Origin of the sequence: Streptomyces sp. IBSBF 3136, from assembly GCF_036815105.1 — a bacterium.
In the GTDB taxonomy this organism is placed as follows: Bacteria; Actinomycetota; Actinomycetes; order Streptomycetales; family Streptomycetaceae; genus Streptomyces.
Map to the genome: position 1 here is coordinate 17125 of NZ_JAJSZC010000042.1, position 26418 is coordinate 43542.

25 protein-coding genes and 1 tRNA gene are annotated in these 26418 nt (G+C 72.4%); 8 read left to right on the forward strand and 18 right to left on the reverse strand.

Features of this window, described 5'->3' with window-relative positions; translation table 11 throughout:
* Positions 1 to 3: 3 nt before the first annotated feature.
* The 6 genes from V7E45_RS11980 to V7E45_RS12005 form a co-directional block, all read right to left on the reverse strand.
* Complete coding sequence (locus V7E45_RS11980) at positions 4 to 891, reverse strand: Cof-type HAD-IIB family hydrolase (protein WP_333774099.1); 888 nt, start codon at positions 889 to 891, stop codon at positions 4 to 6.
* A gap of 82 nt (positions 892 to 973) precedes the next feature.
* Positions 974 to 1876, reverse strand: a complete 903-nt coding sequence (locus tag V7E45_RS11985) for an LLM class flavin-dependent oxidoreductase (RefSeq protein WP_333774100.1) — start codon at positions 1874 to 1876, stop codon at positions 974 to 976.
* A 70-nt stretch (positions 1877 to 1946) separates the two neighbouring features.
* Positions 1947 to 2495, reverse strand: coding sequence for an RNA 2'-phosphotransferase (locus V7E45_RS11990; protein WP_333774101.1), 549 nt, complete (start codon positions 2493 to 2495; stop codon positions 1947 to 1949).
* 110 nt (positions 2496 to 2605) lie between these two features.
* Positions 2606 to 3586, reverse strand: coding sequence for a MerR family transcriptional regulator (locus V7E45_RS11995; RefSeq protein WP_333774102.1), 981 nt, complete (start codon positions 3584 to 3586; stop codon positions 2606 to 2608).
* Complete coding sequence (locus tag V7E45_RS12000) at positions 3583 to 5337, reverse strand: SDR family oxidoreductase (RefSeq protein WP_333774103.1); 1755 nt, start codon at positions 5335 to 5337, stop codon at positions 3583 to 3585. Before V7E45_RS12000 ends, V7E45_RS11995 begins: the two co-directional genes overlap by 4 nt.
* The gene (locus tag V7E45_RS12005; RefSeq protein ID WP_333774104.1) at positions 5334 to 6176 is read right to left on the reverse strand and encodes a M24 family metallopeptidase; all 843 of its coding nucleotides are present in this window, start codon (positions 6174 to 6176) and stop codon (positions 5334 to 5336) included. The genes V7E45_RS12000 and V7E45_RS12005 overlap by 4 nt, the downstream gene beginning before the upstream one ends.
* Before the next feature lie 234 nt (positions 6177 to 6410).
* On the opposite strand from V7E45_RS12005, the gene V7E45_RS12010 reads away from it, so the two are divergent.
* The 6 genes from V7E45_RS12010 (at position 6411) to V7E45_RS12035 (ending at position 10635) form a co-directional block, all read left to right on the forward strand.
* Positions 6411 to 7373 (forward strand): ABC transporter ATP-binding protein, encoded by a 963-nt coding sequence (locus V7E45_RS12010; RefSeq protein ID WP_333774122.1) that lies wholly within the window; start codon positions 6411 to 6413, stop codon positions 7371 to 7373.
* Positions 7363 to 8280, forward strand: coding sequence for an ABC transporter permease (locus tag V7E45_RS12015; RefSeq protein ID WP_333774105.1), 918 nt, complete (start codon positions 7363 to 7365; stop codon positions 8278 to 8280). The genes V7E45_RS12010 and V7E45_RS12015 overlap by 11 nt, the downstream gene beginning before the upstream one ends.
* Positions 8277 to 9188 carry an ABC transporter ATP-binding protein gene (locus tag V7E45_RS12020; RefSeq protein ID WP_333774106.1) on the forward strand — a complete coding sequence of 304 codons (912 nt, stop codon included), beginning with the start codon at positions 8277 to 8279 and terminating at the stop codon, positions 9186 to 9188. The genes V7E45_RS12015 and V7E45_RS12020 overlap by 4 nt, the downstream gene beginning before the upstream one ends.
* A 10-nt stretch (positions 9189 to 9198) precedes the next feature.
* Positions 9199 to 9918: an ABC transporter permease gene (locus tag V7E45_RS12025; RefSeq protein WP_333774107.1), complete on the forward strand. Its 720-nt coding sequence runs from the start codon at positions 9199 to 9201 to the stop codon at positions 9916 to 9918.
* A gap of 130 nt (positions 9919 to 10048) precedes the next feature.
* A complete protein-coding gene (locus tag V7E45_RS12030; protein WP_333774108.1) occupies positions 10049 to 10291 on the forward strand; it encodes an SGM_3592 family protein in 243 nt (80 codons plus the stop codon).
* Positions 10292 to 10550: 259 nt separating this feature from the next.
* Positions 10551 to 10635 (forward strand) — tRNA-Ser (locus V7E45_RS12035).
* A 35-nt stretch (positions 10636 to 10670) separates the two neighbouring features.
* Here the strand turns inward: V7E45_RS12035 and V7E45_RS12040 are convergent.
* From V7E45_RS12040 to V7E45_RS12080, 9 genes are all read right to left on the reverse strand, one after another.
* Positions 10671 to 11474: an HAD family hydrolase gene (locus V7E45_RS12040; RefSeq protein ID WP_333774109.1), complete on the reverse strand. Its 804-nt coding sequence runs from the start codon at positions 11472 to 11474 to the stop codon at positions 10671 to 10673.
* Positions 11471 to 12748 carry a serine--tRNA ligase gene (gene serS, locus V7E45_RS12045; protein ID WP_333774110.1) on the reverse strand — a complete coding sequence of 426 codons (1278 nt, stop codon included), beginning with the start codon at positions 12746 to 12748 and terminating at the stop codon, positions 11471 to 11473. Before serS ends, V7E45_RS12040 begins: the two co-directional genes overlap by 4 nt.
* Positions 12749 to 13300: 552 nt before the next feature.
* Positions 13301 to 14233: a prephenate dehydratase gene (gene pheA, locus V7E45_RS12050; protein WP_333774111.1), complete on the reverse strand. Its 933-nt coding sequence runs from the start codon at positions 14231 to 14233 to the stop codon at positions 13301 to 13303.
* Between the two features lie 81 nt (positions 14234 to 14314).
* The gene (gene efeB / locus V7E45_RS12055; RefSeq protein WP_333774112.1) at positions 14315 to 15610 is read right to left on the reverse strand and encodes an iron uptake transporter deferrochelatase/peroxidase subunit; all 1296 of its coding nucleotides are present in this window, start codon (positions 15608 to 15610) and stop codon (positions 14315 to 14317) included.
* 7 nt (positions 15611 to 15617) lie between these two features.
* Positions 15618 to 17564, reverse strand: a complete 1947-nt coding sequence (locus V7E45_RS12060; RefSeq protein WP_333774113.1) for a copper resistance CopC/CopD family protein — start codon at positions 17562 to 17564, stop codon at positions 15618 to 15620.
* 13 nt (positions 17565 to 17577) lie between these two features.
* Positions 17578 to 18051: a copper chaperone PCu(A)C gene (locus V7E45_RS12065; protein WP_333774114.1), complete on the reverse strand. Its 474-nt coding sequence runs from the start codon at positions 18049 to 18051 to the stop codon at positions 17578 to 17580.
* On the reverse strand, positions 18048 to 18701 hold the full coding sequence (locus V7E45_RS12070; RefSeq protein WP_333774115.1) for an SCO family protein: 654 nt from the start codon (positions 18699 to 18701) through the stop codon (positions 18048 to 18050). The genes V7E45_RS12065 and V7E45_RS12070 overlap by 4 nt, the downstream gene beginning before the upstream one ends.
* Positions 18702 to 18790: 89 nt before the next feature.
* On the reverse strand, positions 18791 to 19534 hold the full coding sequence (locus tag V7E45_RS12075; protein ID WP_333774116.1) for a YcnI family copper-binding membrane protein: 744 nt from the start codon (positions 19532 to 19534) through the stop codon (positions 18791 to 18793).
* Between the two features lie 215 nt (positions 19535 to 19749).
* The gene (locus V7E45_RS12080; RefSeq protein WP_333774117.1) at positions 19750 to 20595 is read right to left on the reverse strand and encodes a hypothetical protein; all 846 of its coding nucleotides are present in this window, start codon (positions 20593 to 20595) and stop codon (positions 19750 to 19752) included.
* Positions 20596 to 20860: 265 nt separating this feature from the next.
* Here V7E45_RS12080 and V7E45_RS12085 point away from each other — a divergent pair, with 265 nt between their 5' ends.
* Both V7E45_RS12085 and V7E45_RS12090 read left to right on the forward strand, forming a co-directional pair.
* The gene (locus V7E45_RS12085; protein WP_333774118.1) at positions 20861 to 21304 is read left to right on the forward strand and encodes an ATP-binding protein; all 444 of its coding nucleotides are present in this window, start codon (positions 20861 to 20863) and stop codon (positions 21302 to 21304) included.
* Positions 21305 to 21342: 38 nt separating this feature from the next.
* Entirely contained in the window at positions 21343 to 21915 is a 573-nt protein-coding gene (locus V7E45_RS12090; protein ID WP_443056016.1) for a GNAT family N-acetyltransferase, read from the forward strand.
* Positions 21916 to 21946: 31 nt separating this feature from the next.
* Here the strand turns inward: V7E45_RS12090 and pdxR are convergent, their stop codons facing one another.
* The 3 genes from pdxR to V7E45_RS12105 all read right to left on the reverse strand — a co-directional run.
* Positions 21947 to 23311: a MocR-like pyridoxine biosynthesis transcription factor PdxR gene (gene pdxR, locus V7E45_RS12095; protein WP_333774119.1), complete on the reverse strand. Its 1365-nt coding sequence runs from the start codon at positions 23309 to 23311 to the stop codon at positions 21947 to 21949.
* Between the two features lie 118 nt (positions 23312 to 23429).
* The gene (locus V7E45_RS12100) at positions 23430 to 24935 is read right to left on the reverse strand and encodes an aminopeptidase P family protein (protein ID WP_333774120.1); all 1506 of its coding nucleotides are present in this window, start codon (positions 24933 to 24935) and stop codon (positions 23430 to 23432) included.
* Between the two features lie 159 nt (positions 24936 to 25094).
* A partial coding sequence (locus V7E45_RS12105; protein WP_443056017.1) for a PP2C family protein-serine/threonine phosphatase occupies positions 25095 to 26418 on the reverse strand: 1324 nt, incomplete at its 5' end.

Here is a 26418-nt window from a genome sequence, read left to right on the forward strand (position 1 = left end):
GGGTCAGCCGTGTTCGGCGAGGAGCCGCTCGATGACGACCGCGACGCCGTCGTCGTTGTTGGCGACCGTGCGGCCCGAGGCGGCGGCGATGGCGTCCGGGTGGGCGTTGCCCATCGCGTAGGACCGGCCGGCCCAGGTCAGCATCTCGACGTCGTTGGGCATGTCCCCGAACGCGACGACCTGCTCCTGCGAGATGCCGCGCTCGGCGCAGCACAGGGCGAGCGTGCTGGCCTTGGAGACGCCGGGTCCGCTGATCTCCAGCAGGGCGCTGGGGCTGGACCGGGTGACGTTGGCGCGGTCGCCGATCGCCTGGCGGGCGAGGGTGAGGAAGACGTCCGGGTCGAGGTCGGGGTGGTAGGCGAGGATCTTGAGGACGGGCTGGTCGGCGTCCGGGCCGTCGGCGGCGAGGAGGGCCTCGGCGGGCAGCAGGTTGTCCGGTATCTCCATGTGCAGCTTGGGATAGGCGGGCTCCTGGTGGAAGCCGTAGGTCTGCTCGACCGCGAACACCGTGCCGGGGGCCGCCCCGCGCAGCAGCCGTACGGTGTCCAGCGCGTTCCGGCGGGCCAGTTCGCGCACCTTCACGAACCGGTGGGTGCCCGGTCCGCCGTGCAGGTCGACCACGGCGGCGCCGTTGCCGCAGATCGCCAGGCCGTGCCCGTGGACGTGGTCGCTCACCACGTCCATCCAGCGGGCCGGGCGGCCGGTGACGAAGAAGACCTCGACGCCCGCGGCCTCGGCGGCGGCCAGCGCGGCGACCGTCCTCGGGGAGACCGACTTGTCGTCGCGCAGCAGAGTGCCGTCGAGGTCGGTGGCGATCAGCCGCGGCCTGAGGGCGGCGGCCGGGGTCCCGGGCTGTCTGGTCGCTGAGGTCACCGGCCCATTCTCGCGCATATGCCCGCACGGCCGTGCGGAAGTCCGCACAGATGAGTCCACGGACACATCGGGAATGGCCGACGGACGACGCCGCCGCCGATCAGGTCAGCTGGGCGAGCGCGTCCATGGCGATCCGCTCGAAGACCTTCTCGTCCGCGGCGAAGTCCGAGTCCGGGACGGGCCAGTGGACGACGATCTCGGTGAAGCCCAGTTCCCGGTGGCGGCCGGCGAAGTCCACGAAGGCGTCCAGGGACTCGAGCGGCCGGCCGCGGTCCGGGGTGAAGCCGGTGAGCAGGACCTTGTCCAGCTCGGCCACGTCCCGGCCGGCCGCGGCACACGCCTCGGACAGCTTCTCCAGCTGTCCGCGCAGGGCCTGGACGGACTCTTCCGGGGTGCCGGTCTCGTACAGCTTCGGGTCGCCGGTGGTCACCCAGGCCTGGCCGTGGCGCGCGGCGAGCCGCAGACCGCGGGGGCCGGTGGCCGCCACGGCGAAGGGCAGCCGGGGCCGCTGCACACAGCCGGGGATGTTGCGCGCCTCGTGCGCCGAGTAGAACCGGCCCTTGTACGACACCGCGTCCTCGGTGAGCAGCCGGTCGAGCAGCGGCACGAACTCGGCGAAGCGGTCGGCGCGCTCACGCGGCGTCCACGGCTCCTGGCCTAGGGCCGTCGCGTCGAAGCCGGTGCCGCCGGCGCCGATGCCCAGGGTGACGCGGCCGCCGGAGATGTCGTCCAGCGAGATCAGTTCCTTGGCGAGGGTCACCGGGTGCCGGAAGTTCGGGGAGGTGACCAGGGTGCCGAGGCGGAGCCGTTCGGTGGCGGCCGCGGCGGCGGTCAGCGTCGGCACGGCGCCGAACCACGGGCCGTCGCGGAAGCTGCGCCAGGACAGGTGGTCGTAGGTGTAGGCGGTGTGGAAGCCGAGCTGCTCGGCCCGCACCCAGGCCGAACGGCCACCCTCGTGCCAGCGGCGGTACGGCAGGATCACGGTGCTCAGACGCAGACTCATGCGGACGAGGGTACGGGGGGCCGGCGGCATGGGCCGAAACCGGTCACTTCGCGCGCCCGGGGGGCCACCGTCAGTGCGGACCGGGGAACCGCAGGTAGCGCGCCGGGACGGTTTCGGTGAGCCACACCCCGTTCGCGCTGACGTGGAAGACGTGGCCGTCGCGGTGCATGGCGCCGGCGTCCACGGCGAGCACGACGGGGCGGCCACGGCGCGCGCCGACCCGGGTCGCGGTCTCACGGTCGGCCGAGAGGTGCACGTCGTGCCTGCTCATGGGCTTGAGACCCTCGGCGCGGATCGCGTCCAGGCTGCGGGCCACGGTGCCGTGGTAGAGGTACGGCGGCGGGGTCGCCGGGGGCAGGCCGAGGTCGACCTCGACGCTGTGCCCCTGGCTGGCACGGATCCTGGTCCCCTCGATCGCGAAGCGCTGCTTGTCGTTGGCGGCCACCACGTGGTCGAGTTCCTCGCGGGTGAACCGGAAGCCGTGCGCGGCGGCCGCCGCGATCAGCGTGTCGATCTCCGTCCAGCCGCCCTCGTCGAGCGTGAGGCCGATGCGTTCCGGCTGGTGGCGCAGGTGTTTGGAGAGGTACTTCGACACCTTCACGGTGCGTCTTTCGTCCATCCCTCCAGCGTGCGGGAGAGACGCGGATCACGCAGGTCATTTTTTACGGGCAGGTTTGGTCCACAGGCAAGTGGGGTTATCCACAAGCCAATTGATTCGACTGTGGACAACTACGCGTCCGACGACGGCGGTTCGCCAAGTTCCGCTCCGGACGTACTCGGTGAGGTCAGGGCGTCCAATGCGCGTGCGTGTAGCTCGCGTTCGGCTGCCAAGGCGATGAACGCGGACGCGTGCTCGCGGCCAACCATGCGCTCCACGGCGCTGATCGTCTCCGTCGGCAGATCGACGGCACCTGTCGGCGGGCGCGCTTCGGGGCCCGTCTCGGTGACGAGGCGTGTGCGCAGGTGGCGTGCCGCGAACACCCGCATGGCCCGGGCCAGTTCCGCGTCCACGGTCTGCCGGGCCAGGGGTCTCAGCCGGCGCACCAGCCGGGCCGCTTCGGCGGCGTGCGCGTCGGTGCGGTGGGCCGGGTCGTCGAGGTAGCGCGCGAAGACGTGCTCGGTGGTGAACTCCAGGAAACGGGCGGCGATGTGCTCGACCTGTCCCCGCAACTCCCGCAGATGGGCGGAGATCGCGGACAACGGAACGCCCGCCGCGTGCAACTCCGCGGCGACGGCGAGTTCTTGGGGGCTCGGCACGAGGAAGGTGTCGGAGTCGCCGTCGACCGGTTCCAGCACGCCGAGCTCGACCGCCTCGGTCACGGCGTCCTCGTCGGGGGTGCCGCCGAAGCGGGCGTCGAGCTCCGCGCGGGTGAGCCGGACCGGTTCCTCGTCGGTCCAAGGGCCCTCCACCTCGGTGACCAGTCCGAGCACCCCGCCCAGGCCGCGGCCGCTGTCCCAGGCGTCCAGCAGCTCCCTGATCGAGGCCAGGGTGTAGCCGCGGTCCAGGAGGTGGCCGATCTGCTGGAGCCGGGTGAGGTGGACGTCGGAGTAGAGGTTGGCGCGGCCCTGCCGCTCCGGACGGGGGAGAAGTCCCTTGTCCTGGTAGGCGCGGATGGTCCGGACGGTGGTGCCGGTGCGGTGCGCGAGGTCGTCGATGCGGTAGGCCCGCCGGGCCGACGGGCCTGCCGGGCGGGCCGGTTCGCCGTTCACAGCCGGGGCTCCACCCGGGCCACCCTGCGCAACACCCCCGGCAGGAAACGTGACATGAGATGAGCGCCGCGAGCCTCGGGCGTCACCGGGACGACCGCCCTGTTGTGCGTCACCGCGTCCAGGACGGCCTTCGCGACCTTCTCCGGCGGGTAGTTGCGCAGGCCGTACAGGCGGGCCGAGCGCTGCCGGCGACGGCTCTCCTCGGCCTCGTCGACGCCGGTGAAGCGGGCCGTCGCGGTGATGTTGGTGTTGACGATCCCCGGGCAGATCGCCGTGACCCCGATGTCCTGCCCGGCCAGTTCGGCCCGCAGGCACTCGGAGAGCATCAGGACCGCCGCCTTGGAGGTGCTGTAGGCGGGCAGCGCACGTGAGGGCTGGTAGGCCGCCGCCGAGGCGATGTTGACGATGTGGCCGCCCTGGCCGCGCTCGGCCATGCGCGCGCCGAAGAGACGGCAGCCGTGGATCACTCCCCACAGGTTGACGTCCAGGACCTTGCGCCAGTCCTCGGTGGTCGTGGTGAAGAAGGAGCCCGACAGGCCGATCCCCGCGTTGTTGACCAGCACGTCGAGCACGCCGTGATTGCGGTGCACCCGCTCGGCGAGCTTCTCCATGGCGTGCTCGTCGGAGACGTCGGCCGTCTCCGCCCAGGCGTCGGGGGCGCCGATCAGCCGGGACAGCTCGGCGGTGCGGGCGGCGGCCTCGGCGTCGCGGTCGACGGCCACCACGCGCGCGCCGGCCTCGGCGAACGCGAACGCCGTGGCCCGCCCGATGCCGCTGCCCGCGCCGGTGACCAGGACCAGCTGTCCGCCGAACCGGTCGCCGTGGCGGCCGCCGGCGGCCGGAGCGGGGCGACCGCCCTCCACGGACGTCACGAACTCCTCGATCCAGGCGGCCACCTGGTCGGGGCGGGTGCGCGGGATCCAGTGCCTGGCGGGGAGCGTGCGGCGGGTCAGCCGCGGCACCCACTGCTCCAGGTCGTCGTACAGCCGCTCCGACAGGAACGCGTCGTCCAGGGGCGTGATGAGCTGCACGGGCGCGTGCGCGTACGCGTCGGGGCGCGGCCTGCGCAGCCGGGCGCGCACGTTGTCCCGGTACAGCCAGGCGCCGTGGGCCGCGTCGGAGGGCAGGGACGAGGTCGGGTAGTCGCCCGCGGGGACCTTCTCGGAGCGCTGGAGGATCTTCGGCCAGCGCCTGCCGAGCGGGCCGCGCCAGGCCAGCTCCGGCAGGGCGGGGGTGTGCAGCAGGTAGACGTACCAGGACCTGGCCCCCTGGCCGAGGAGCTGGCCCACCCGGCCCGGCGTGGGGCGCTTCACGCGCGCGTTGATCCAGTGCCCGAAGTGGTCGAGGGACGGCCCGGACATCGACGTGAAGGAGGCGATGCGGCCCTCCGTGCGGCCCACCGTGACGAACTCCCAGGACTGCACCGAGCCCCAGTCGTGGCCGACCAGGTGCACCGGGCGGTCCGGGCTCACCGCGTCGGCCACGGCCAGGAAGTCGTCCGTGAGCTTCGCCAGGGTGAAGCCGCCGCGCAGCGGGCGCGGTGCCGTGGACCGGCCGTGGCCCCGGACGTCGTACAGGACGACGTGGAAGCGGTCGGCCAGGCGCGCGGCGACCTCGGACCACACCTCCTTGCTGTCCGGGTAGCCGTGCACCAGCACCACGGTCGGCTGGTCGGGGTCGCCCAGTTCGGCCACGCACAGCTCGACCCCGCCGGTGCGCACCCGGCGCTCCCGCACACCCTTCAGTGTCACTTCGCCTCCGCCCAGCGCCGCACGTGCGGCAGATCGTCGTCCAGCCAGAAGGCGCTCTGTCCGGGGTCCCGGGAGTCGGTGACCACCAGGATCTCCTCGAACTTCGCGCCGGTGCCCCTGAAGCCCAGATGGGGTTCGACCGCCCACAGCCCCGGCCGCGGCGGGTGGTCGGAGAAGCGGTACGGCGACCACAGGGGGGACCAGCCCTCGCGGTGGCCGTGCAGGGCGTCGGCGGCCAGCCCCTTGAGGGACTGGGTGCCGAACCCGAACAGATGGGGTGACCAGCGGCGCTGCTTCACCCGGTCCACCTTGTGGGCGATCACGCCGAAGGGGTACGCGCGGTGCCGGTTGGCGTAGCCCTGGCGGACCATGAGCCGGTCCACGTCCTCGTAGATCGCGCGCAGCGGCCGCCGCTCGCGCACCTCGCGCAGGATCAGCTCGCGGTGCGCCTCCAGGTCGGCCATGAGCCGGTCCTGCACCGGGTTCACGCCGAGGGAACCGGAGTAGCCGATGTCGGCCGTGAACCCCTCGTGCACCGGGGCCATGTCCAGGATGAACGGCATCCCGGGCTCCAGCGCGCGGTCGGTCGGGAAGAACTGCAGCGGGACGCGGAAGCCCGCGAACGCCGTGCGGTCGCCGAACCAGGCGAACGGCAGGTGGAACCAGTCCCGCACCCCGCGCTCGCGCAGCCACTCGCGCTGCATCCGGGCCGCCTCGCGCTCGGTCACCCCCGGCTCAAGGCGTGCCGCGACCGCCTCCGCGCACTCGTAGGCGAGGCGCTGCACCCGTCTGAACCCGGCGAGCTCCGTGGAGAGTCCGCCGCTCACTGCCGTGGTCATGCCGCCCCGTCCCGTCGTCGTGTCGGCTGCGCTACGCGTCCGTAACTTGACACCGGTGAATGTGACAGTTGTTAGAGTCGGCGTCAATAGGAGGGTCCCGGGCTGTGGACGGCCGGCGGTAGATCTCAGGCACGGCGTCCCTTAGGGCCGGGTAATACCTGGGGCTGACGTCAAGACGGCTCTGTGGGCTGACGCCCGGGGGTGGACCGCGTCACTACCGTCGGGGACGTGACTGTGATCGCGACCGAAAGCCTGAGCAAGCGGTTCCCCCGGGTGACCGCGCTCGACCGGCTGTCCGTGGACATCGGACCCGGTGTGACCGGGCTCGTCGGTGCCAACGGCGCCGGCAAGTCCACCCTGATCAAGATCCTGCTGGGTCTGTCCCCCGCCACCGAGGGCCGCGCCGCGGTGCTCGGCCTCGACGTCGCCACCGAGGGCGCCGCCATCCGTGAGCGTGTGGGCTACATGCCGGAGCACGACTGCCTGCCGCCCGACGTCTCGGCCACCGAGTTCGTCGTCCACATGGCACGCATGTCCGGCCTGCCGCCCACCGCCGCGCGCGAGCGCACCGCGGACACGCTGCGCCACGTGGGCCTGTACGAGGAGCGCTACCGGCCCATCGGCGGCTACTCCACCGGCATGAAGCAGCGGGTCAAGCTCGCGCAGGCCCTGGTGCACGACCCCCGGCTGGTCTTCCTGGACGAGCCGACCAACGGCCTCGACCCGGTGGGCCGCGACGAGATGCTCGGGCTGATCCGCCGGATCCACACCGACTTCGGCATCTCGGTCCTGGTCACCTCCCACCTGCTGGGCGAACTGGAGCGCACCTGCGACCACGTCGTCGTCGTCGACGGCGGCAAGCTGCTGCGCTCCAGCTCCACCACGGACTTCACGCAGACCACGACGACGCTCGCGATCGAGGTCACCGACACCGACGAGCACCCCGACGGCACCCGCGCGGTCCGCGAGGCGCTGCACGCGCGCGGGGTGGCCGTCGAGGCCGGCAGCGGACTGCCGGGCGCCGGCCACGTCCTGCTGCTGACCGCGCAGGGCGAGGAGACGTACGACCTGGTGCGCGACGTGGTCGCCGACCTGGGGCTCGGCCTGGTGCGCATGGAGCAGCGCAGGCACCACATCTCCGAGGTCTTCACGAGCGAGGACGAGCAGCGCGAGGAGGCGGTCGGCCATGGCCGTTGAGCAGCCCACCCGGTCCCCCGGCACACCGCCGGGCGACCAGACCCGCATCCACAACATCGGGTACCGCAACTACGACGGCCCCCGCCTCGGCCGCTCCTACGCCACCCGCTCGCTCTACTCGCAGTCCCTGCGCGGCTCCTACGGCCTCGGCCGCTCGGTGAAGTCCAAGGTGCTGCCGATGCTGCTGTTCGTGGTGATGTGCGTGCCCGCGGCCATCATGGTCGCCGTCGCGGTCGCCACGAAGGCCAAGGACCTGCCCGTCGACTACACCCGCTACGCGATCATCATGCAGGCCGTCATCAGCCTGTACGTCGCCTCGCAGGCACCCCAGTCGGTCTCGCGGGACCTGCGCTTCAAGACCGTGCCGCTGTACTTCTCGCGGCCGATCGAGACCGCCGACTACGTGCGCGCCAAGTACGCGGCGCTGGCCTCGGCCCTGTTCGTGCTCACCGCCGCCCCGCTGCTCGTGCTCTACATCGGCGCGCTGCTGGCCAAGCTCGACTTCGCCGACCAGACCGAGGGATTCGCACAGGGACTGGTCTCCGTGGCTCTGCTCTCGCTGCTCTTCGCCGGTATCGGCCTGGTCATCGCCTCCGTCACCCCGCGGCGCGGCTTCGGCATCGCCGCCGTCATCGCCGTCATGACGATCTCCTACGGGGCGGTCTCCACGCTCCAGGCCATCGCCGAGAACCAGGACAACGCCGGCGCCATCCCCTGGATCGGCCTGTTCTCGCCGGTGACGCTCATCGACGGGGTCCAGTCCGCGTTCCTCGGCGCGACCTCCGCGTCCCCCGGCGCGGCCGGACCCTCCGACGCGCAGGGCGTCGTCTACGTCCTGGTCGTCCTCGGCCTGATCGCCGCCGCCTACGGCCTCCTGCTGCGCCGCTACCGGAAGGTGGGCCTGTGACCACGCTCTCCATCGACCACGTCTCCCGCTGGTTCGGCAACGTGGTCGCCGTCAACGACATCACCATGACCATCGGCCCGGGCGTCACCGGCCTGCTCGGCCCCAACGGCGCCGGGAAGTCCACCCTCATCAACATGATGGGCGGCTTCCTGGCCCCGTCCACCGGCACCGTCACCCTCGACGGGCAGCCCGTGTGGCGCAACGAGTCGATCTACAAGCACATCGGCATCGTCCCCGAGCGCGAGGCGATGTACGACTTCCTCACCGGCCGCGAGTTCGTCGTCGCCAACGCCGATCTCCACGGCCTGGGCGCGAAGGCCGCCCAGCGGGCGCTCGCGACGGTCGAGATGGAGTACGCGCAGGACCGCAAGATCCAGACGTACTCCAAGGGCATGCGCCAGCGCGTGAAGATGGCGAGCGCCCTGGTGCACGACCCGTCGCTGCTCCTGCTGGACGAGCCCTTCAACGGCATGGACCCGCGCCAGCGGATGCAGCTCATGGACCTGCTGCGGCGCATGGGCGACGAGGGCCGCACCGTGCTGTTCTCGTCCCACATCCTCGAGGAGGTCGAGCAGCTCGCCTGGCACATCGAGGTCGTCGTCGCCGGACGGCACGCGGCCGGCGGTGACTTCCGCAAGATCCGCCGTCTGATGACCGACCGTCCGCACCGCTACCTGGTGCGCTCCAGCGACGACCGCGCGCTCGCGGCCGCGCTGATCGCCGACCCCTCGACGTCGGGCATCGAGGTCGACGTCACCGAGGGTGCGCTGCGCATCCAGGCCGTGGACTTCGGCCGCTTCACCGCCCTGCTGCCCAAGGTCGCCCGCGACCACGGCATCCGGCTGCTCACGGTCTCGCCGTCCGACGAGTCCCTCGAGTCCGTGTTCTCGTATCTCGTCGCGGCGTAGGAGGCCGAAGATGTACGACCCCACAGTCGCCCGGCTCACCTACCGGGCCCTGCTCGGCCGTCGCCGTGCCCTCATCCTGGGCGCCCTGCCCGTACTGCTGATCGCGATCTCCGTCGTCGTCCGCGGCCTCGCGGGCGCCGACGACCAGACGGCCGCCGACCTGCTGGGCGGGCTGGCGCTCGCCACCATGGTGCCGATCATCGGCGTCATCGCCGGCACGGGCGCGATCGGGCCGGAGATCGACGACGGCTCGGTGGTGTACCTGCTGGCCAAGCCGGTGAAGCGGCCGACGATCATCTTCACCAAGCTGATCGTGGCGATCGCGGTGACGATGGTGTTCTCGGCCCTGCCGACGCTCGTCGCGGGCTTCATCCTCAACGGCAACGGGCAGCAGATCGCCGTCGCCTACACGGTGGCCGCCCTGGTCGCCTCGATCGCCTACGCGGCGATGTTCCTGCTGCTGGGCACCGTCTCCCGGCACGCGGTGGTGTTCGGTCTCGTCTACGCGCTGGTCTGGGAGGCGCTGTTCGGCTCCCTGGTGTCCGGCGCGCGCACGCTGAGCGTCCAGCAGTGGTCGCTCGCCGTCGCCCACAAGGTGGCCGGTGGGAACCTGGTCACCTCGGACGTCGGGCTGCCCACGGCGACGGTGCTGCTGGTCGTGGTCACCGTGCTCGCCACCTGGTACGCCGGGCAGAAGCTGCGGACGCTCACGCTCGCCGGCGAGGAGTGAGCCACTCCCGATCGCACGCGATCGCTTCTGATCAGTTCTGACGGGGGCTTCACCCCGGCCCGGGCACACTGGGCGAAGCGGAGGAACCGCGGCCGGGCGCACGCCCGGCCGAACGGTCAGGAGGCCTCGGATGGCGCAGGACACCCCCCGGTACGAGAGTGCCGGCAGGGACGGGGACGACGTCTGGGACGGGTTGGTCCTGGACGAGGACTTCGTGCGCGCCGCCGGGACCTCCGAGCCGTCGGCCCGGGCCCGGATGCTCGCCGCCCGTTGGCGGGCCGAGGAGCCCGAGCCGCGGCCCTGGCGGTCCGACGAGCCGCCGGCGGGCTGGTTCTTCAGCAAGGCCCGGCGGCGCGGATGGCGCCGCCGGTGACCGCCGCCCCCGGTTAATTCGGTGGCGGCGGACCGGGCGGCGGGGGCACAGTGGTCATGCACCGTCCGCCGGGAATGTCCCGGCGCCGTGAGCGGGGAGAGGAGCGGGGCGATGTCCATGCACGGCAGTACGTCCAGCTCCCGACAGGGCGGTCCGAGGCGGGCTCCGGAGTGATCCTCACTCCTCCGTAGAGCTCAGGGGACAGCCCGGGGCGGCCGCTTCGAGCACGCGACGTGTCTCTCGCGTGGGCCGCCCACCCGGAGGATTGGCCGAGTGGTAAGGCACTGGCTTGCTAAGCCATGGTCGGGGGCGACCCCGCGCACGTTCGATCCGTGCATCCTCCGCGAGATGTGGTCACCGTGGAAGCGCCGGCCGGCGCTCAGCCCAGCAACCGCTCCAGCACCAGCGCGATGCCGTCCTCCTCGTGGGAGGCCGTCACCTCGTCGGCCACCGCGCGCAGCTCCTCGTGGGCGTTGGCCATGGCCACGCCCCGGGCCGCCCAGGCGAACATCGGGATGTCGTTGGGCATGTCGCCGAAGGCGATCGTGTCGGCCGCCTTCAGACCCAGCCGGCGGGCCGCCAGGGACAGTCCCGTGGCCTTGGACAGCCCGAGCGGCAGCAGCTCCACGATGCCCTCGCCCGCCATGGCGACCGTGACGAAACCGCCGGCCGCGCGGCGGGCCACCGCCGCCAGCTCGTCGTCGCTCAGCTCCGGATGCTGTATGTAGATCTTGTTCAGCGGGGCGGCCCACAGATCCGACGCGTCCGTGAACGGCGTCGCCGGGAGCCGGCCGGTGACCGCGTAACCGGGCCCCACCAGCACCTCGCCGTCCAGGCCGTCCCGGCTCGCCGCCAGGTACAGCGGACCCACCTCGGCCTCGATCTTGGCCAGGGCCACGCCCGCCAGCTGCCGGTCCAGGGTGACGGAGGTCAGCAGGCGGTGCGCCCCGGCGTCGTACACCTGGGCGCCCTGACCGCAGACGGCGAGCCCGTCGTAGCCCAGGTCGTCCAGGATGTGCCGGGTCCAGGGGACCGCGCGTCCGGTGACGACGATGTGCGCCGCGCCCGCCGCGGTGGCCGCGGCGAGCGCCTCACGGGTGCGCTGTGAGATCGACTCGTCGGAGCGCAGCAGCGTTCCGTCGAGGTCGGTGGCGATGAGGCGGTACGGGAATCCGGCGCTCACTTGGCGACCGGCTCCAGGACCTCCCGGCCGCCCAGGTACGGGCGCAGTACCTCGGGGACCCAGACGGAACCGTCGGCCTGCTGGTGGTTCTCCAGGATCGCCACGATCGTGCGCGGTACGGCGCAGAGCGTGCCGTTCAGCGTCGCGAGCGGCCTGACCTGCTTGCCGTCGCGGAGCCGGATGGACAGGCGGCGGGACTGGAACTCGGTGCAGTCCGAGGTCGAGGTCAGCTCGCGGTACTTGCCCTGGGTCGGGACCCACGCCTCGCAGTCGTACTTACGCGAGGCCGAGGCGCCGAGGTCGGCGGAGGCGACGTCGATGACGCGGAACGGCAGCTCCAGCGAGGTCAGCCACTGCTTCTCCCACTCCAGGAGGCGCTTGTGCTCCTCCTGCGAGTCCTCGGGCATGACGTAGGAGAACATCTCGACCTTGTCGAACTGGTGCACGCGGAAGATGCCACGCGTGTCCTTGCCGTGCGAGCCGGCCTCGCGGCGGAAGCACGGGGAGAAGCCCGCGTAGCGCAGCGGCAGCCGGTCGGCGTCGATGATCTCGTCCATGTGGTACGCCGCGAGCGGGACCTCGGAGGTGCCGACCAGGTACAGGTCGTCCTTGTCGAGGTGGTAGACGTCCTGGGCCGCCTGGCCGAGGAAACCGGTGCCGGCCATGGACTGCGGGCGGACCAGCGCCGGGGTCAGCATCGGCGTGAAGCCGGCCGCCGTGGCCTGCGCGATCGCCGCGTTCACCAGGGCCAGCTCCAGCAGGGCGCCGACGCCGGTGAGGAAGTAGAAGCGGGAGCCGGAGACCTTGGCGCCGCGCTCGACGTCGATCGCGCCGAGGATCTGGCCCAGCTCCAGGTGGTCCTTGGGCTCGAAGCCCTCGGCGCCGAAGTCACGGATGGTGCCGTGCGTCTCCAGCGTGACGAAGTCCTCCTCGCCGCCGACGGGCACGTCGGGGTGGACGAGGTTGCCGAGCCGGAGCAGGAGCTGCTGGGTCTCGGCGTCGGCCGCGTCGCGCTCGGCGTCGGCGGCCTTGACGTCGGCCTTCAGCTGCTCGGCGCGCTTGAGCAGTTCGGCCTTCTCGTCGGCGGAGGCTTTGGGGATCAGCTTGCCGAGCTGCTTCTGCTCGGCTCGCAGCTCGTCGAAGCGGACGCCGGAGGACCTGCGCCGCTCGTCGGCAGACAGGAGGGAGTCGACGAGCGCGACGTCCTCTCCACGGGCGCGCTGGGACGCGCGCACACGGTCGGGGTCCTCACGGAGCAGGCGAAGGTCAATCACGGGGCCAAGGCTACCGGTGCGGACTCGCGGGCCACGACTCACTCTTGCGTCCCGCGCGCATACGTGCCGTTATGGGGCAAATGCACAAAGTGTCCGAGCGGTCAAGCGGGGTCGTCCCCTTCCCTGGGACGAAGCAGTCGGCGGGCCGTCGGTTGACCTGATTTCCTTGTGGAGAGGGGCACTTGGCGGGCCCGTTGTCCACAGGAATCCGTGCGCTCCGGAAAGTTATCCACAGGCTGTGCGGAAACTCTGTGGATTTCGGAATTGATCACTCCGGAAGTTATGGCCGGACTGGGGAATTCCCGGCCCAAACAGGGGTGACACCCACTTTCGGGTGGAAAGGGGTCCCCCCAAAAGATGAACCAAAGGAAACGGGTGGACGAAGGGTGACGTGCGGGACGGTGGCCGCATCCAGGACGTCCAGGGCGATTTGTCGACCGGATCGCCCTGCCGTGTCGACTTGTCCCCAGGTCGAGAAGCGGACCTGTGGATAACTCCTGTGGATAACGAAGATGCGCTGGTATGCCCGGCCGGAAGCGGGCTACGGGCGCCTCAGAACCGGCCGTCCTGGCAGCGCGCCACCCAGTCGGCCGCCGCCACGAACACCTCGTCCGAGGTTCCCGGCAGCCGGGGCCTCGCCTCGCCCGGCCGGATGTCCGCGCGGGGATAGGAACCGAGGAAACGAACCTGCAGACAGATCCGCTTCAGGCCCATCAGCGCTTCCGCCACCCGGCGGTCGGAGATATGGCCCTCGGCGTCGATGCAGAAGCAGTAGTTGCCGATGCCGGCGCCGGTGGGCCGGGACTGCAGCAGCATCAGGTTGATGCCCCGGGTGGCGAACTCACCGAGCAGGTCGCGCAGGGCGCCGGGGTGGTCGTCCCGCTGCCACAGCACCACCGAGGTCTTGTCGGCACCGGTCGGCGCCGCCGGCCGGGCCGGGCGGCCGACCAGCACGAACCGGGTCTGGGCGTTCTCCGCGTCGTGGATGCCCGTCTCCAGGGCCTCCAGGCCGTACCGGGCGGCGGCGAACTCACCGGCGAAGGCCGCGTCGTACCGGCCCTCCTGGACCAGCCGGGCCGCGTCCGCGTTCGAGGCCGCCGACTCCCAGTGGACCTCCGGGAGGTTCTTGCGCAGCCAGTTGCGCACCTGCGGCTGGGCGGCCGGGTGGGCGGAGACCGTCTTGATGTCCGTCAGCTTCGTGCCCGGTCGGACCAGCAGCGCGAAGGTGATCGACAGCAGCACCTCGCGGTAGATCATCAGCGGCTCGCCGGCGACCAGCTCGTCCAGGGTGGTGGTGATGCCGCCCTCGACGGAGTTCTCGATCGGTACGAACGCGGCCTCGGCCTCGCCGGCGCGCACCGCGTCCAACGCGGACTGCACCGACACGTACGGGATCAGTTCCCGGGTGGCGGCCTCCGGAAGCGTGCGCAGGGCCACTTCGGTGAAGGTGCCTTCGGGACCGAGATACGCATAGCTCGCTGGCATGTCCTCACCCTAATGGCCGTCGGTGGACGCGACTCCCTTGTCTCAGGGAAGCCACTCGACCGGGTGGTTTGAAACCCCTATTCACCCCTCCAGCAGCCGCTGGCCCACGTACTCCCCGTCGGCCGCTCCGCCGGGCACCGCGAACAGACCGCTCGCCTCGTGGCGGATGTACGTCGACAGGGCGTCCCCGCGGTCGAGCTTGCGCTGCACCGGCACGAAGCCGCGCAGCGGGTCCGCCTGCCAGCAGACGAACAGCAGCCCGGCGTCGGGCGCGCCGTCCGCGTCGATGCCGTCGTGGTAGGAGAACGGGCGCCGCAGCATGGCCGCGCCGCCGTTCCGGTCGGGCCGGGTGATCCGGGCGTGGGCGTTGGCCGGGACGACGTACTCGCCCTTGGCGTCGGTCTTCTCCAGGTCCATCGGGGTCGTCTCACCGCCCCCGGACAGGGGCGCCCCGTCGGCTTTGCGGCGCCCGATGACCGCCTCCTGAGCCGTCTGCGACAGCTTCTCCCAGTCGTCGAGGAGCATGCGGATACGGCGTACGACGGCATAGGAGCCGTTCGCCATCCAGGCGGGCTCGCCCGAGGCGGGCACGAAGATCCGCCGGTCGAAGTCGGTGTCGGAGGGCTTGGGGTTGCGGGTGCCGTCGACCTGGCCCATGAGGTTGCGGGCCGTCATCGGGTGGGCGGTCGCCCCCGGGGCGCGGTTGAAGCCGTTCATCTGCCAGCGCACCCGGGCCGCGCTCCCGGCGGCCTTCTGGATCGCCCGCAGCGCGTGGAAGGCGACCAGGGCGTCGTCGGCACCGATCTGCACCCACAGGTCCCCGTCGCTGCGCCGCCTGTCGAGCCGGTCGGAGGAGAAGTCGGGCAGCGGGTCGAGGGCGCCCGGCCGCTGCTTCTCCAGGCCGGTCCGGCCGAAGAAGCTGTGCCCGAAGCCGAAGGTGACGGTCAGCGAGGACGGTCCCGCGTCCCGGGCCACTCCGGTGTCGTCGTGCCCGGCCGGCTCACCGGCCATCAGCCGCTCGGCCGTGGCCGACCAGCGGCGCAGGAGGGCCGCCGCCTCCTTGCGGCCCGCGCCCGGCGTCAGGTCGAACGCGACGAGGTGGCCGCGGGCCTGGAGCCCCTCGGTGATGCCGGGCTGATGTTTCCCGTGAAACATCGCCCGGGCGGACCCCACCGAGGTCAGGGGAGTGGCCTGGGCGGGTGCCGCCGTGTAGCCCAGGGCCCCGCCGGCTGCGCCGAGCACGAGTCCGGTGGCACCGGCGGTGCCGAGCAGGGCGCGCCGGGAGACGCCCCGGCCCTGGTCACCGACGGTATCCGGGGTCGCGGGCGCGGCGGGGGCGGCGGGCGTACGGGCCTCGGGGAGGGACTGGTCGGGCATGGGTGGATCAGCCGATCTGCGCGTTCTTGGAGACGGTCACCTGGTCGATGTCGGAGGTACGCACGGTCACGGCGATCTTCCAGTCGCCGGCCATGGGGATCTGCACTCCGCCGGCCGACCAGTGGCCGGTGGTGAGGTGGTCGGGGGTCACCGGGAGCGGTCCGAGCTTCTTCGCCTCCAGGGTGAAGGCGACCTTCACCTCGGGGACGTCGAAGGCGCGCCCGTTGGGACGCTGGACGTAGACGTGCATGTCGTTGCCGCCGACGCGGGCCGGGTCGAGGTCGATCCGGACCAGGCCCTTGCCGTCGGTGCCACCGGTGTCGAAAGGCATGTCCAGGGTCAGCGCACCGGAGGAGTCGGCCGATGAGGACGAGGAGGCCGAGGAGGACGAGCTCGACGACGAGGTGGACGCCTTGGCGTCCAGTTCGGTGCGGCCCGGCTCGGTCTGCGTCAGCCAGGTGGTGACCGCGAGCAGCACGACCGCGACGCCCGCTTCGGCGAGCACCGAGCGGCGCAGGCCGAAACGGTTCGGGTCGGCGTCCCGCAGCCGCTTCTGCCGGGCAGCGTCGACCGCCGCCCGCTGCCGGGCGAGCTGGGCGGCGCGCGCGTCGTCACCGGAGGCGGCCTTCCGCCCGGACGGCTTCCCGGACGCGGAGCCGACCTGTTCCTTCTCGCGCTCCTTCTCGCGCTGCCGCGCCTTCCCGGTGGCCTTGGCGCCGGCCGTCTCCAGCAGCCGTCCCGCCCAGCGCCGCGAGATCCACGCGATGCCCACCAGAAGGGCCACGAGCCCGATCTTGACCAGCAGCAGCTGCCCGTACCTGGTCTCGGTGAACGCCGACCAGGAGCCGAGCTGGCGCCAGGACTGGTAGGTGCCGGTGGCGACGAGGACGACGACGGAGCCGAAGGCGACCCGGGAGAAGCGGTGCACGGCGGCGGACCCGACCGGGGTCTCGGCGGGTGCCCGGTACAGGGCGACCAGCAGGGCGGTCAGGCCGCCGAGCCAGGCGGCGACGGCCAGCAGGTGGAGCACGTCGACGGGCATGGCGATGCCCGGCTGGAGCCCGGTGGAGGCGTGCTCGGCCATGGCCCAGCTCGCCGCGAGCCCGGCGGCCACGACCACCCCGCCGACCGCGAGCCCGAAGGTCAGGTCCCGCTTCTCCGCGGGTTCCTCGCGGCGGTTGTAGGCGCCGAACAGGACGGCGATGAACAGCGCGGCGGCGGCGAGCAGCAGCAGCCGGGAGACCAGCGCGGCGCCGGTCTTGGTCTGCAGCACCTGACCGAGCAGGTTCAGGTCGAAGACGTCGCCGACCGTCCCGGAGGAGGTGTAGGAGCCGCGCAGGAGCAGTAGCCACAGGGTGGCCGCGGTGAGCGCGAGCCAGCCGCCGACGACGAGCCGCTGCACGGCCCGTACGCCCGAGCCGCGCTGCCAGCAGGCCAGCACGAAGGCGGCGCCGCCCGCCAGCACGATGAACCCGGCGTACGACACGTACCGCCCGACCGCGTACAGCGCGCCGACGACACCGCCGCCGGCCGTCGCTCCGACACCGGAGACCACGGTCTGCGAGGGCGCGCCGATGGAGAAGGTGTAGGCGCCGGAGACGGGGTGGCTGTCCGCCGAGACGACCTGGTAGGCGACCGTGTAGGTGCCCTTGGGCAGGCCGCCCTTGAGCTTCACGGCGTACGTCGTGCCGCCCGGGTTCACGGGCGCGCCCACCTCGACGTTCTTCCCCTTGGGGTCGAGCACCTGGAGCGAGTCGTCGTTCATCGCCACCTTCTCGGAGAAGGTGAGCGACACCTGGGTGGGTGCCTTGTCGACCACCACCCCCTGTGCGGGGTCGCTGCCGGTCAGCGCGGCGTGCGCGGAGGCCGGTCCGGCGCCCGCGAGCAGCGCGCCGGTGACGGTGATGAGCAGCAGCACCAGGGTGCGCAGGCGGGGGGCGATGGTCCGCGTCAAGGTGGTCCCTCCCTCAGTGGCCGGTCGACGGGTTGTACGTGGCGGACTTCACCGGCATCTCGACGGTGAGGGCACCGGACTTTTCGAAGGTGAGGCGCAGGGTGACCTTCTGGCCCCGTTCCGGCTTGTGCTTCAGCTTCTCGAACATCAGATGGTTGCCACCGCTTTTGAACACGAGTTGGCCATGGGCGGGTATGGCGAAGGAGGTCTTCTCCTCCATGGCCCCGCCGACGGTGCTGTGCATGGTGACCTGCCCGGCGACGTCGCTGGTCACCGAGGTCAGCTCGTCCTTGGCGCCGCCCTGGTTGCTGATCGTCAGGAAGCCGGCGGCCATGTCGGCGGAGACCGGCTGGGGCATGTACGGCCCGCTCACGGACAGCTCGGCCTTCGAGGAGCCGGAGCCGGAGCCGGTGTCCGTGCCGGAGCCGCAGCCCGCGAGGGCCAGGGCGCCGGCGAGCGCGGCCGCGGGCAGGAGCGCACGCCTCACGGCTTCGCTCCCTCGACGAGCTTGGGCAGGTCCTTGGTGTAGTCGTCGACCGTGGCGTCCTCGCCGTAGAGGACGTAGCCCCCGTCGGTCTTCGGGGAGAAGGCGATGACCTGGGTGCCGTGCACCGAGACGACCTTGCCGTGCTTGTCCTTGGTGGTCGGCTCGACGGAGATCCCCACGGACCGGGCGCCGGCCTGGATGGTGGAGAAGTCACCGGTCAGGCCGATGAACCCGGGGTCGATGCCCTTGAGCCACTTGCCGAGCTCGGCGGGGGTGTCACGGCCGGGGTCGGTGGTGACGAAGACCACCCTGAGCTTGTCCCGCTCGGCCTTGGGCAGCGCCTTCTCGGCGGCGACGGCGATGTTGCTCATCGTCGTCGGGCAGATGTCCGGGCAGTGCGTGTAGCCGAAGTAGAGCAGGGTGGGGTGGCCCTTGGTCTCGGCCCGCAGGTCGAACTTCTTGCCGTGGGTGTCGGTGAGGACCAGGTCGGGCTTCTCGAACGGCTGGTCGAGGACGGTGGCGGCCTTGCCCGAGCCGGACTCCTCGGAGACCACGGCGACGGGTGACTTGCCGTCGCCGCCGCCGCAGGCGGAGAGGGAAAGGGTGGCGGCGGCGAGCAGCGCCGCAGCGGCGAACGTCTTCTTGCGCATAGAAAAATGTCCCAGATGTCAGAACTCCGGCGCGCACCGGGGTCGAACGACAGCGTCGCACGACCCCGGGTGCGCGTGCGGAACGGTGGTCAGGCGGTCCGGCGGCGGCCCGCGAGGACGCCGTAGCCGACGCCCGCGATCCCGGTGACGATGCCGATCACGCCGAGCACACGTGCGGTGGTGTCACTGCCGCCCTTCGCGTCCGTGTCGGCGGCGGCCGCCTCGGTCCTGCCGCCCGTCTTGCCGTCGGTCTCGTCGGAGGCGTCGTCGGCGGTGGAGGTGCCGTGGTGGTCACCGGTGGCGGCGGACAGCTCCAGCACGGGGGCCGGGTTCTCGGGCTCCTCCTTGCCGTCCTGGGCCACCTCGATCCAGCGCACGACCTCCTTGTTCGAGTACGTCTGGATCGCCTTGAACACGAGCTGGTCGGTGTCCTCGGGCAGGGTGCCGACGGAGAGCGGGAACTTCTGGAAGTAGCCGGGCTCGACGCCCTTGCCGTCGGCGGTCCAGGTGACCTTGGTGACGGCCTCGTCGATCTTCTTGCCGTGCATGGTCAGGGGCTTGGCGAGCTTGGACCGGGTGACGTCGATCTTCCAGCCCGGCAGCGGCTGCGGCATCACGGAGGCGATGGGGTGGTCGGCCGGGAAGTTCACCTCGACCCTGGTGGTCGAGGCGTCGTCGCGCTCGTTGGGGACCTTGAAGTCGACGACCGCGTAGCCGCCCTTGGCGGCCGCACCCTCGGGCTGCACGGTGACGTGCGCGAAGGCGGGGCCCGACAGGGCGAGGACGGCGGTGCCCGCGACGGCGGTGGCGGCGGCGATACGAGAAGCCCTCATGACAGGGAGCACTCCACTCTGAATGAGTTCCGGCGGGAGTCCCGGTGGGGACGGCCGGTGCGAATCCGGTGCGAATCCGGAAGGGGGATACGCGCGGGCGTGGCCGGCCTCGTGGCCTTATGGCTCGTCGGAGCGCACGCGCGCGTGCCGCGCGACGGCGGCCCCTCCCGTCCGGTTCGCCGTCTCCGGCTCCGGTGGAGTGTGGTCGCGTCGCGTCAGGCGGCGAGAAGGAACGCGGCGGCGGGCGGGCCGCGCCGGATCACCGTGTGCTGGAGCGCGGTGGTGTGCGGGGCGGGTGCCTCGTCCCGGGCGGTCCGAGGGGCGCGCGGGCCGGGCCCGGTCGGGGGCAGCAGCCCGGCGCACAGGGCGCGGACCAGCGCGAACGCCCCGCGCAGGGAACGTACGAGCGCGGCCTCGGCGACTCCGTGCGCCGACAGCTCGATCAGCCGCAGCAGGGCCAGGTCGCCCCGGCGCAGCAGCCAGCCGGCGACGACGGCCGCGAGGACGTGACCGAGCAGCATCGGCAGGGAGGGCAGCAGCGACGTCCAGGAGCCGGCGGTGCCGGTCGCGCCGGTCGCGCCGTTCATGTGCGGCATGGCCGGCATGGCGCCGACGGCCCGGCCCGAGGGGTCGATGAGGTGGGCGTCGAGCAGCAGCCGGTAGGCGTGCCCGGGGGTCAGCACCGAGGGGCCGGACCCGCACACGAGCCGCGCGGCCCGCTCGACCAGGGCCGTGTCGCTCAGCGACGCGTCCGCCGGGCCCATCGTCATCGTGCCGGCCGCCGTGTGCTGCCCCAGTCCGAACAGCGTGTGCAGCACGGTCTGCCCGAGCGCCAGGAGCACGGCGATGCCCGGCAGCGAACGGGCGCGTCCGGCGAGCGGTGCCACGAGCAGCATGGAGCCCGCGAATCCCGCGCCGAGCGTCCACAGCGGAACGCGTGCGCAGGAGGCCATGGTGTGCCCGGCCGCGGCCAGCACGACACAGACCGCGGCGAACACCGCGGCCCGCAGGATCCGGAGCCCGGCTCCGGGACGCGCCGTGCGCGGGTGGGGGGCAGTCATGGCGGCCCCATCATCGCACTGGCCGCGCACAGGACCGGCATCGCACTGGCCGCGCCCAGGACCGGCGGCAGGTCACCGGATCCCGCCACGGCGGGATCGCCGCCGTGACCGGAAGATCATCCTCCGCCGGGAGTCGTCCCTCATACACCGATTCCTCCCGCGACGCATCGACCTTATGGGCACAGTCACGTCGACGGTGTGCTTACGGTCGCACACGGGCGGCAATAGGTAACGGTATGTCGAGCCGCGGCCTGGAGGCTGGAGCATGAGCATCTGGTGGTCACTCCAACTGCGCCGCGAGGCCGCGAGCGTGCCGCTCGCCAGGCGGCTGCTGATCGGCACGATGGAGACGGCGGGCGTCGACCCGGACGTCTCCTACGACCTGTCCGTCGCCCTCAGCGAGGCCTGCGCCAACGCGGTGGAGCACGGCGGGGACGCCGCGCGCGGCTGCTCGGAGGCCTACCGGGTGACCGCCTACCTCGACGGTGAGAAGTGCCGGATCGAGGTGACCGACTCAGGACCCGGAACGATCCGTGCCCAGGACGTCCGGCCGGCCCGCCCGGACGCCGAGCACGGCCGGGGACTGTGCCTGATCCGGGAACTCGCCGACCACGTGCACATCGGCGCCCGGCCGGGCCGCGGCGGGACGGTGGTGAGCTTCGACAAGATCCTCAAGTGGAAGAAAGATCCTTCCCTGCTCACGGCATGAGGGACGCCGTTCGGAAACCCCGCCGTTAAGGTGCGCGCATGCTTGTCGAAGCCATGGAGAACAGGGAATTGGCGGGTGGCGTGGTGCTGCGTCCGCTCGCCGCGGCCGACGCCTTCGCACTCGTCTCCGCCTATACGGAGAATCGTGCGCATCTTGAACCGTGGGAACCGGTCAGACCGGAGTCCTTCTTCACCGCCGAGGGCCAGGCGGAGCGCATCGACGGGCTGCTGCGGCAGCGTGCCGACGGCGCCGTGATGCCGTGGGTGTTCGAGGCGCCGGACGGCCGGATCGTCGGGGCGACCACCCTGTCCGGGATCTCCCGGGGCCCGTTCTGCAGCTCGTACCTCGGGTACTGGGTCGCGGCCGACCAGCAGAACAGGGGGCTGGCCAGCGCGGCGGTGGCGCAGGTCTGCCGGATCGCCCGGGACACCTTGGGGCTGCACCGGATCGAGGCGTCCACGCTGACCGAGAACACCGCCTCCCAGCGGGTGCTCGGGAAATGCGGGTTCGAACCGATCGGGCTCGCCCCCAAGTACCTGCACATCAACGACGAGTGGCGGGACTGTCGGCTCTTCCAGCGCGTGCTGCACGACGGTCCGCCCGCGCCCTGAGCCCCTCGGGGGCCCGCTCGCTCTCACGCGGTCAGGCGTCGAGGACCCCGGCCAGCGCCTCCAGCGCCTCCGGGTACAGCCGCTCCCGGGGGGTGCCGTAGCCGACGACCAGGCCCTGCGGCCGGTCCTCGCCGGGGGTGTGCCAGTGGGTGCCCAGACGGCCGACGGCGAGCCCGACGGCCTCGGCCCGGGCCAGGGCCGCCTCCTCGTCCGGGACGTCGACCAGCGCGTGCAGTCCGGCCGCGATGCCCCGTACCTGCCGCCGGGACCCCAGCCGGTCGAGCAGTTGGTCCCGGCGGCGCCGGTAGCGCAGCCGGCACGCGCGCACGTGCCGGTCGTAGGCATGGCTGCCGATCAGCTCGGCGAGCGCGAGCTGGCCGATGGTCTCGGTGTGGTGGTCGCTGTGCAGCTTGGCGTCGGCGACCGCGTCGGCCAGCCGCGGAGGCAGCACCATCCAGCCGAGCCGCAGCGCCGGGCCGAGCGTCTTGGACGCGGTGCCCAGGTAGACGACCTGATGCGGGGCCATGCCCTGCAACGCGCCCACCGGCTGGCGGTCGTAGCGGAACTCGCCGTCGTAGTCGTCCTCGACGATGAGCCCACCCCGCGCGCGTGCCCAGTCGGTGAGCGCGCGGCGCCGCTCGGGGTGCAGCGTCACCCCGGTCGGGTACTGGTGGGCCGGGGTGACCACCACGGCGGCCGCGTCGCCCAGCTCCGCAGGCCGCACCCCGCGCTCGTCCACCCGCACCGGCCGTACGGTCCCGCCGTTGCGCCGCACCACCTCCCGGTGGAACGGCAGCCCCGGGTCCTCCATGGCGACCGTGGCGCCGTCCAGCACCCGGGTGAGGAGCGCGAGCCCCTGGACGTACCCGGAGGTGATCACGATCCGCTCCGGCGGGGCGAGCACCCCGCGCGCCCGTCCCAGATAACCGGAGAGCGCGGTGCGCAGTTCGATCCGGCCGCGCGGGTCGCCGTAGTCGTACGCCAGGGAGGGCGCCGTCGCTATGGCGCGGCGCAGCGCGCGCAGCCAGGCCGCGGCCGGGAACGCGCCGACGTCCGGGCTGCCGGGACGCAGGTCCAGACGCGGGGCACGCGCGTGTGCCGCCGTCCCCGGCTCCTGCGCCTCCACGGCCGGCAGCTCGGCGACCTGGGTGCCCGAGCCCTGCCGGGCCGTCAGGTAGCCCTCGGCGACGAGCTGGTCGTACGCGGCCTTGGCGGTGCCGCGCGAGATGCCCAGCTCCGTCGCGAGCCGCCGGGTGGCGGGCAGCCGGGTGCCGGGCGTGAGCCGCCCGTCCCGCACGGCGTCCCTGAGCGCCCGCTCCAGACCGACGCGGCGGCCGTCCGCCGCGTCGGGTTCGAGATGCAGGTCGACCCCGACACCGGACCAGAAGTCGTCCACGAGAACCCTCCCCCTAGGCACGTGAAAGCCGGCGTGCGCGGACACGCCGATGGCCGGGCACCTCCTGGGTGCCCGGCCATTCAGTGTCTTATCAGACCGATCAGACCGATCAGACCGATCAGCCCTTCAGAGACGCCATCCACGCCTCGACCTCGTCGGAGCGCCGCGGCAGGCCCGCCGAGAGGTTCCGGTTGCCGTCCTCGGTGACGAGGATGTCGTCCTCGATGCGGACGCCGATGCCCCGGTACTCCTCGGGCACCGTCAGGTCGTCGGCCTGGAAGTACAGGCCGGGCTCGACGGTGAGCACCATGCCGGCCTCCAGCGTGCCGTCCACGTACGTCTCCACGCGGGCGGCCGCGCAGTCGTGGACGTCCATGCCGAGCATGTGGCCGGTGCCGTGCAGGGTCCAGCGGCGCTGGAGCCCCAGCTCCAGGACGCGCTCGACCGGGCCCTCGACCAGGCCCCACTCGACGAGCCGCTCGGCGAGCACCCGCTGGGCGGCGTCGTGGAAGTCGCGGTACTTGGCGCCGGGCTTCACGGCCGCGATGCCGGCCTCCTGGGCGTCGTACACGGCGTCGTAGATCTTCTTCTGGAGCTCGCTGTACGTGCCGTTGACCGGCAGCGTGCGGGTGACGTCCGCGGTGTACAGCGTGTGCGTCTCCACGCCCGCGTCCAGCAGGAGCAGGTCGCCGGAGCGGACCGGGCCGTCGTTGCGCACCCAGTGCAGGGTGCAGGCGTGCGGGCCGGCCGCGCAGATGGAGCCGTAGCCGACGTCGTTGCCCTCCACGCGCGCGCGGAGGAAGAAGGTGCCCTCGATGTAGCGCTCGCTCGTCGCCTCGGCCTTGTCCAGGACCTTCACGACGTCCTCGAAGCCGCGGACGGTGGAGTCGACGGCCTTCTGCAGCTCGCCGATCTCGAACTCGTCCTTCAGCAGGCGGGCCTCGGAGAGGAAGACGCGCAGCTCCTCGTCGCGCTCGGCGGTGACCTTGTCGGTCAGCGCCGCCTCGACGCCGGCGTCGTAGCCGCGCACGACCCGCACCGGTCCGGTGGCCTCGCGCAGCTTGTCGGTCAGCTCGCGCACGTCGGCGGCCGGGATGCCGTACAGCGCCTCCGACTCGGTGAGCGAGTGCCGGCGGCCGACCCACAGCTCGCCCTGGCCGGAGAGCCAGAACTCGCCGTTCTCGCGGTCGGAGCGCGGCAGCAGGTAGATCGTCTCCCGGTGGCCCTCGGCGGTGGGCTCCAGCACCAGGACGCCGTCCTCGGTCTGGTTGCCGGTGAGGTAGGCGTACTCGACGGAGGCGCGGAAGGAGTACTCCGTGTCGTTCGAGCGGGTCTTCAGGTTGCCGGCGGGGATCACCAGGCGCTCGCCCGGGAAGCGGGCGGAGAGCGCGGCGCGGCGGCGCGCGGTCTCGGCGGCCTGCGCGATCGGCTTCAGGTCACGCAGCTCCGTGTCGGCCCAGCCCGCCTTCATGTTCTCGGCAAGCTCGTCGGAGACGCCCGGGTACAGGCCGTTCTTCCGCTGCTTGACGGTCTCCTCGGACTCGGTCTCCGGGCCCTCCGCGGTGGCGGAATCGGGTACAGCCGGGTTGAGCTCGTCGGACACGTGATCCTCCTCGGTACGCATGTGATCTCCCCCCGGGCCCGCGACGCTCATGCTTGTGGCCGAGCGGGGACCTCCATCATCGTACGGTCGCACCGGGAGCGGCCCGGGGCCGGAAGACCTGTTATGCCTGGCCATGCCGACCGCAGGGCCCGAAGGCACGGGATTTCGCGGCGGAACTCCTCAGTCGAAGCGGGCCGCGAGCAGGACCACGTCCTCCCCGCCGCCGTCCCCCGCTCCGGCGTGCGCCCCGCCGGGAGTCGCCCCGGCGTCCGGGCCGTCCGGCAGGACGGTGTGCAGCACGTGGTCGGCGATGGCCCCGGGGTCGCGGCGCAGCGCGCGCGGGACGCTCGCGGCCGCCGCGCGCAGCCGGGCGAAGGCGCGGTCCGTGGGGTCGCCGGTACGGTGCAGCAGCCCGTCGGTGTAGAGCAGCACGGTCTCCCCGGCCTCGGCCTGGATCTCCACGCTGGGCGCCTCCCAGCAGGCGAGCATGCCGAGCGGCGCGGAGACGGACGTCTCGGCGAACTCGGTGCGCCGCTCGCCGATCAGCAGGGGCGGGCTGTGCCCGGCGCCGGCCATGGTGATCTTGCGTAGGGCGGGTTCGCAGTAGGCGAAGAGGGCGGTGGCCGAGCGAGCCGGCTCGGTGAGCCGCAGCAGCAGCTCCAGGTCGGACAGGACGGCGACCGGGTCCTCGCCCTCCATCACGGCGTACGCACGCAGCGAGGCGCGCAGCCGGCCCATGGCGGCCACCGCGCTGGGGCCCGAGCCGGTGACCGAGCCGACGGACAGGCCGAGGGCGGCGTCGGGCAGCGGCAGCGCGTCGTACCAGTCGCCGCCGCCGCGCGTCCCGGTGCGGTGCCGGGCGGCGAGCTGGACGCCGGCCACCCGGGGCAGCCGGGAGGGGAGCAGTTCCTCGGCGATGGTGGCCATGCACGCGCGCGTGCGCTCCACCTCCACCAGCCGGGCCAGGTGCTCGGCCGCGTGCCGTACGTAGAGGCCGGCCAGGTGGCGGCGGCGCTCGTCCGGCTCCGCGGGTTCGTCGTAGAGCCACACGGCGGCGCCGAGGCGGCCCGCCGACGCGGTGGACAGCGGGAGCGCGTAGCTGGCCGCGTAGCCGAGGCGGGCGGCCACCTCGCGGTGGCGGGGGTCGAGGCCGTCCTCGGCGAGCAGGTCGGCGTGCACGATCTCGGTGTCGGCGCCGGTCTCCAGGAGGCTGCCGTAGGGCAGGGAGCCGCGCGGCACGGTCTCGATGTGGCCGAGGTCGGCGCGGCCGAGGCCGAGGCCGAGGGTGGTGCGGGGGCCGAGCCCGTCGGCCGGCTCCAGGACGACCAGGCCGCGGCGGGCGCCGACCAGCGCGGACCCCGCGCGCAGCAGTTCGTGAAGGGCCGGCTCCAGGGCGTCGGTGCGGGCCAGACGCTCGGTCAGCTCGTGCAGGGTCGTGAGGTCGGAGACCCAGCCAGCCAGCCGGTCCTGGAGCAGGGCGCAGGGCGGGGGGCCGCCGGGGACG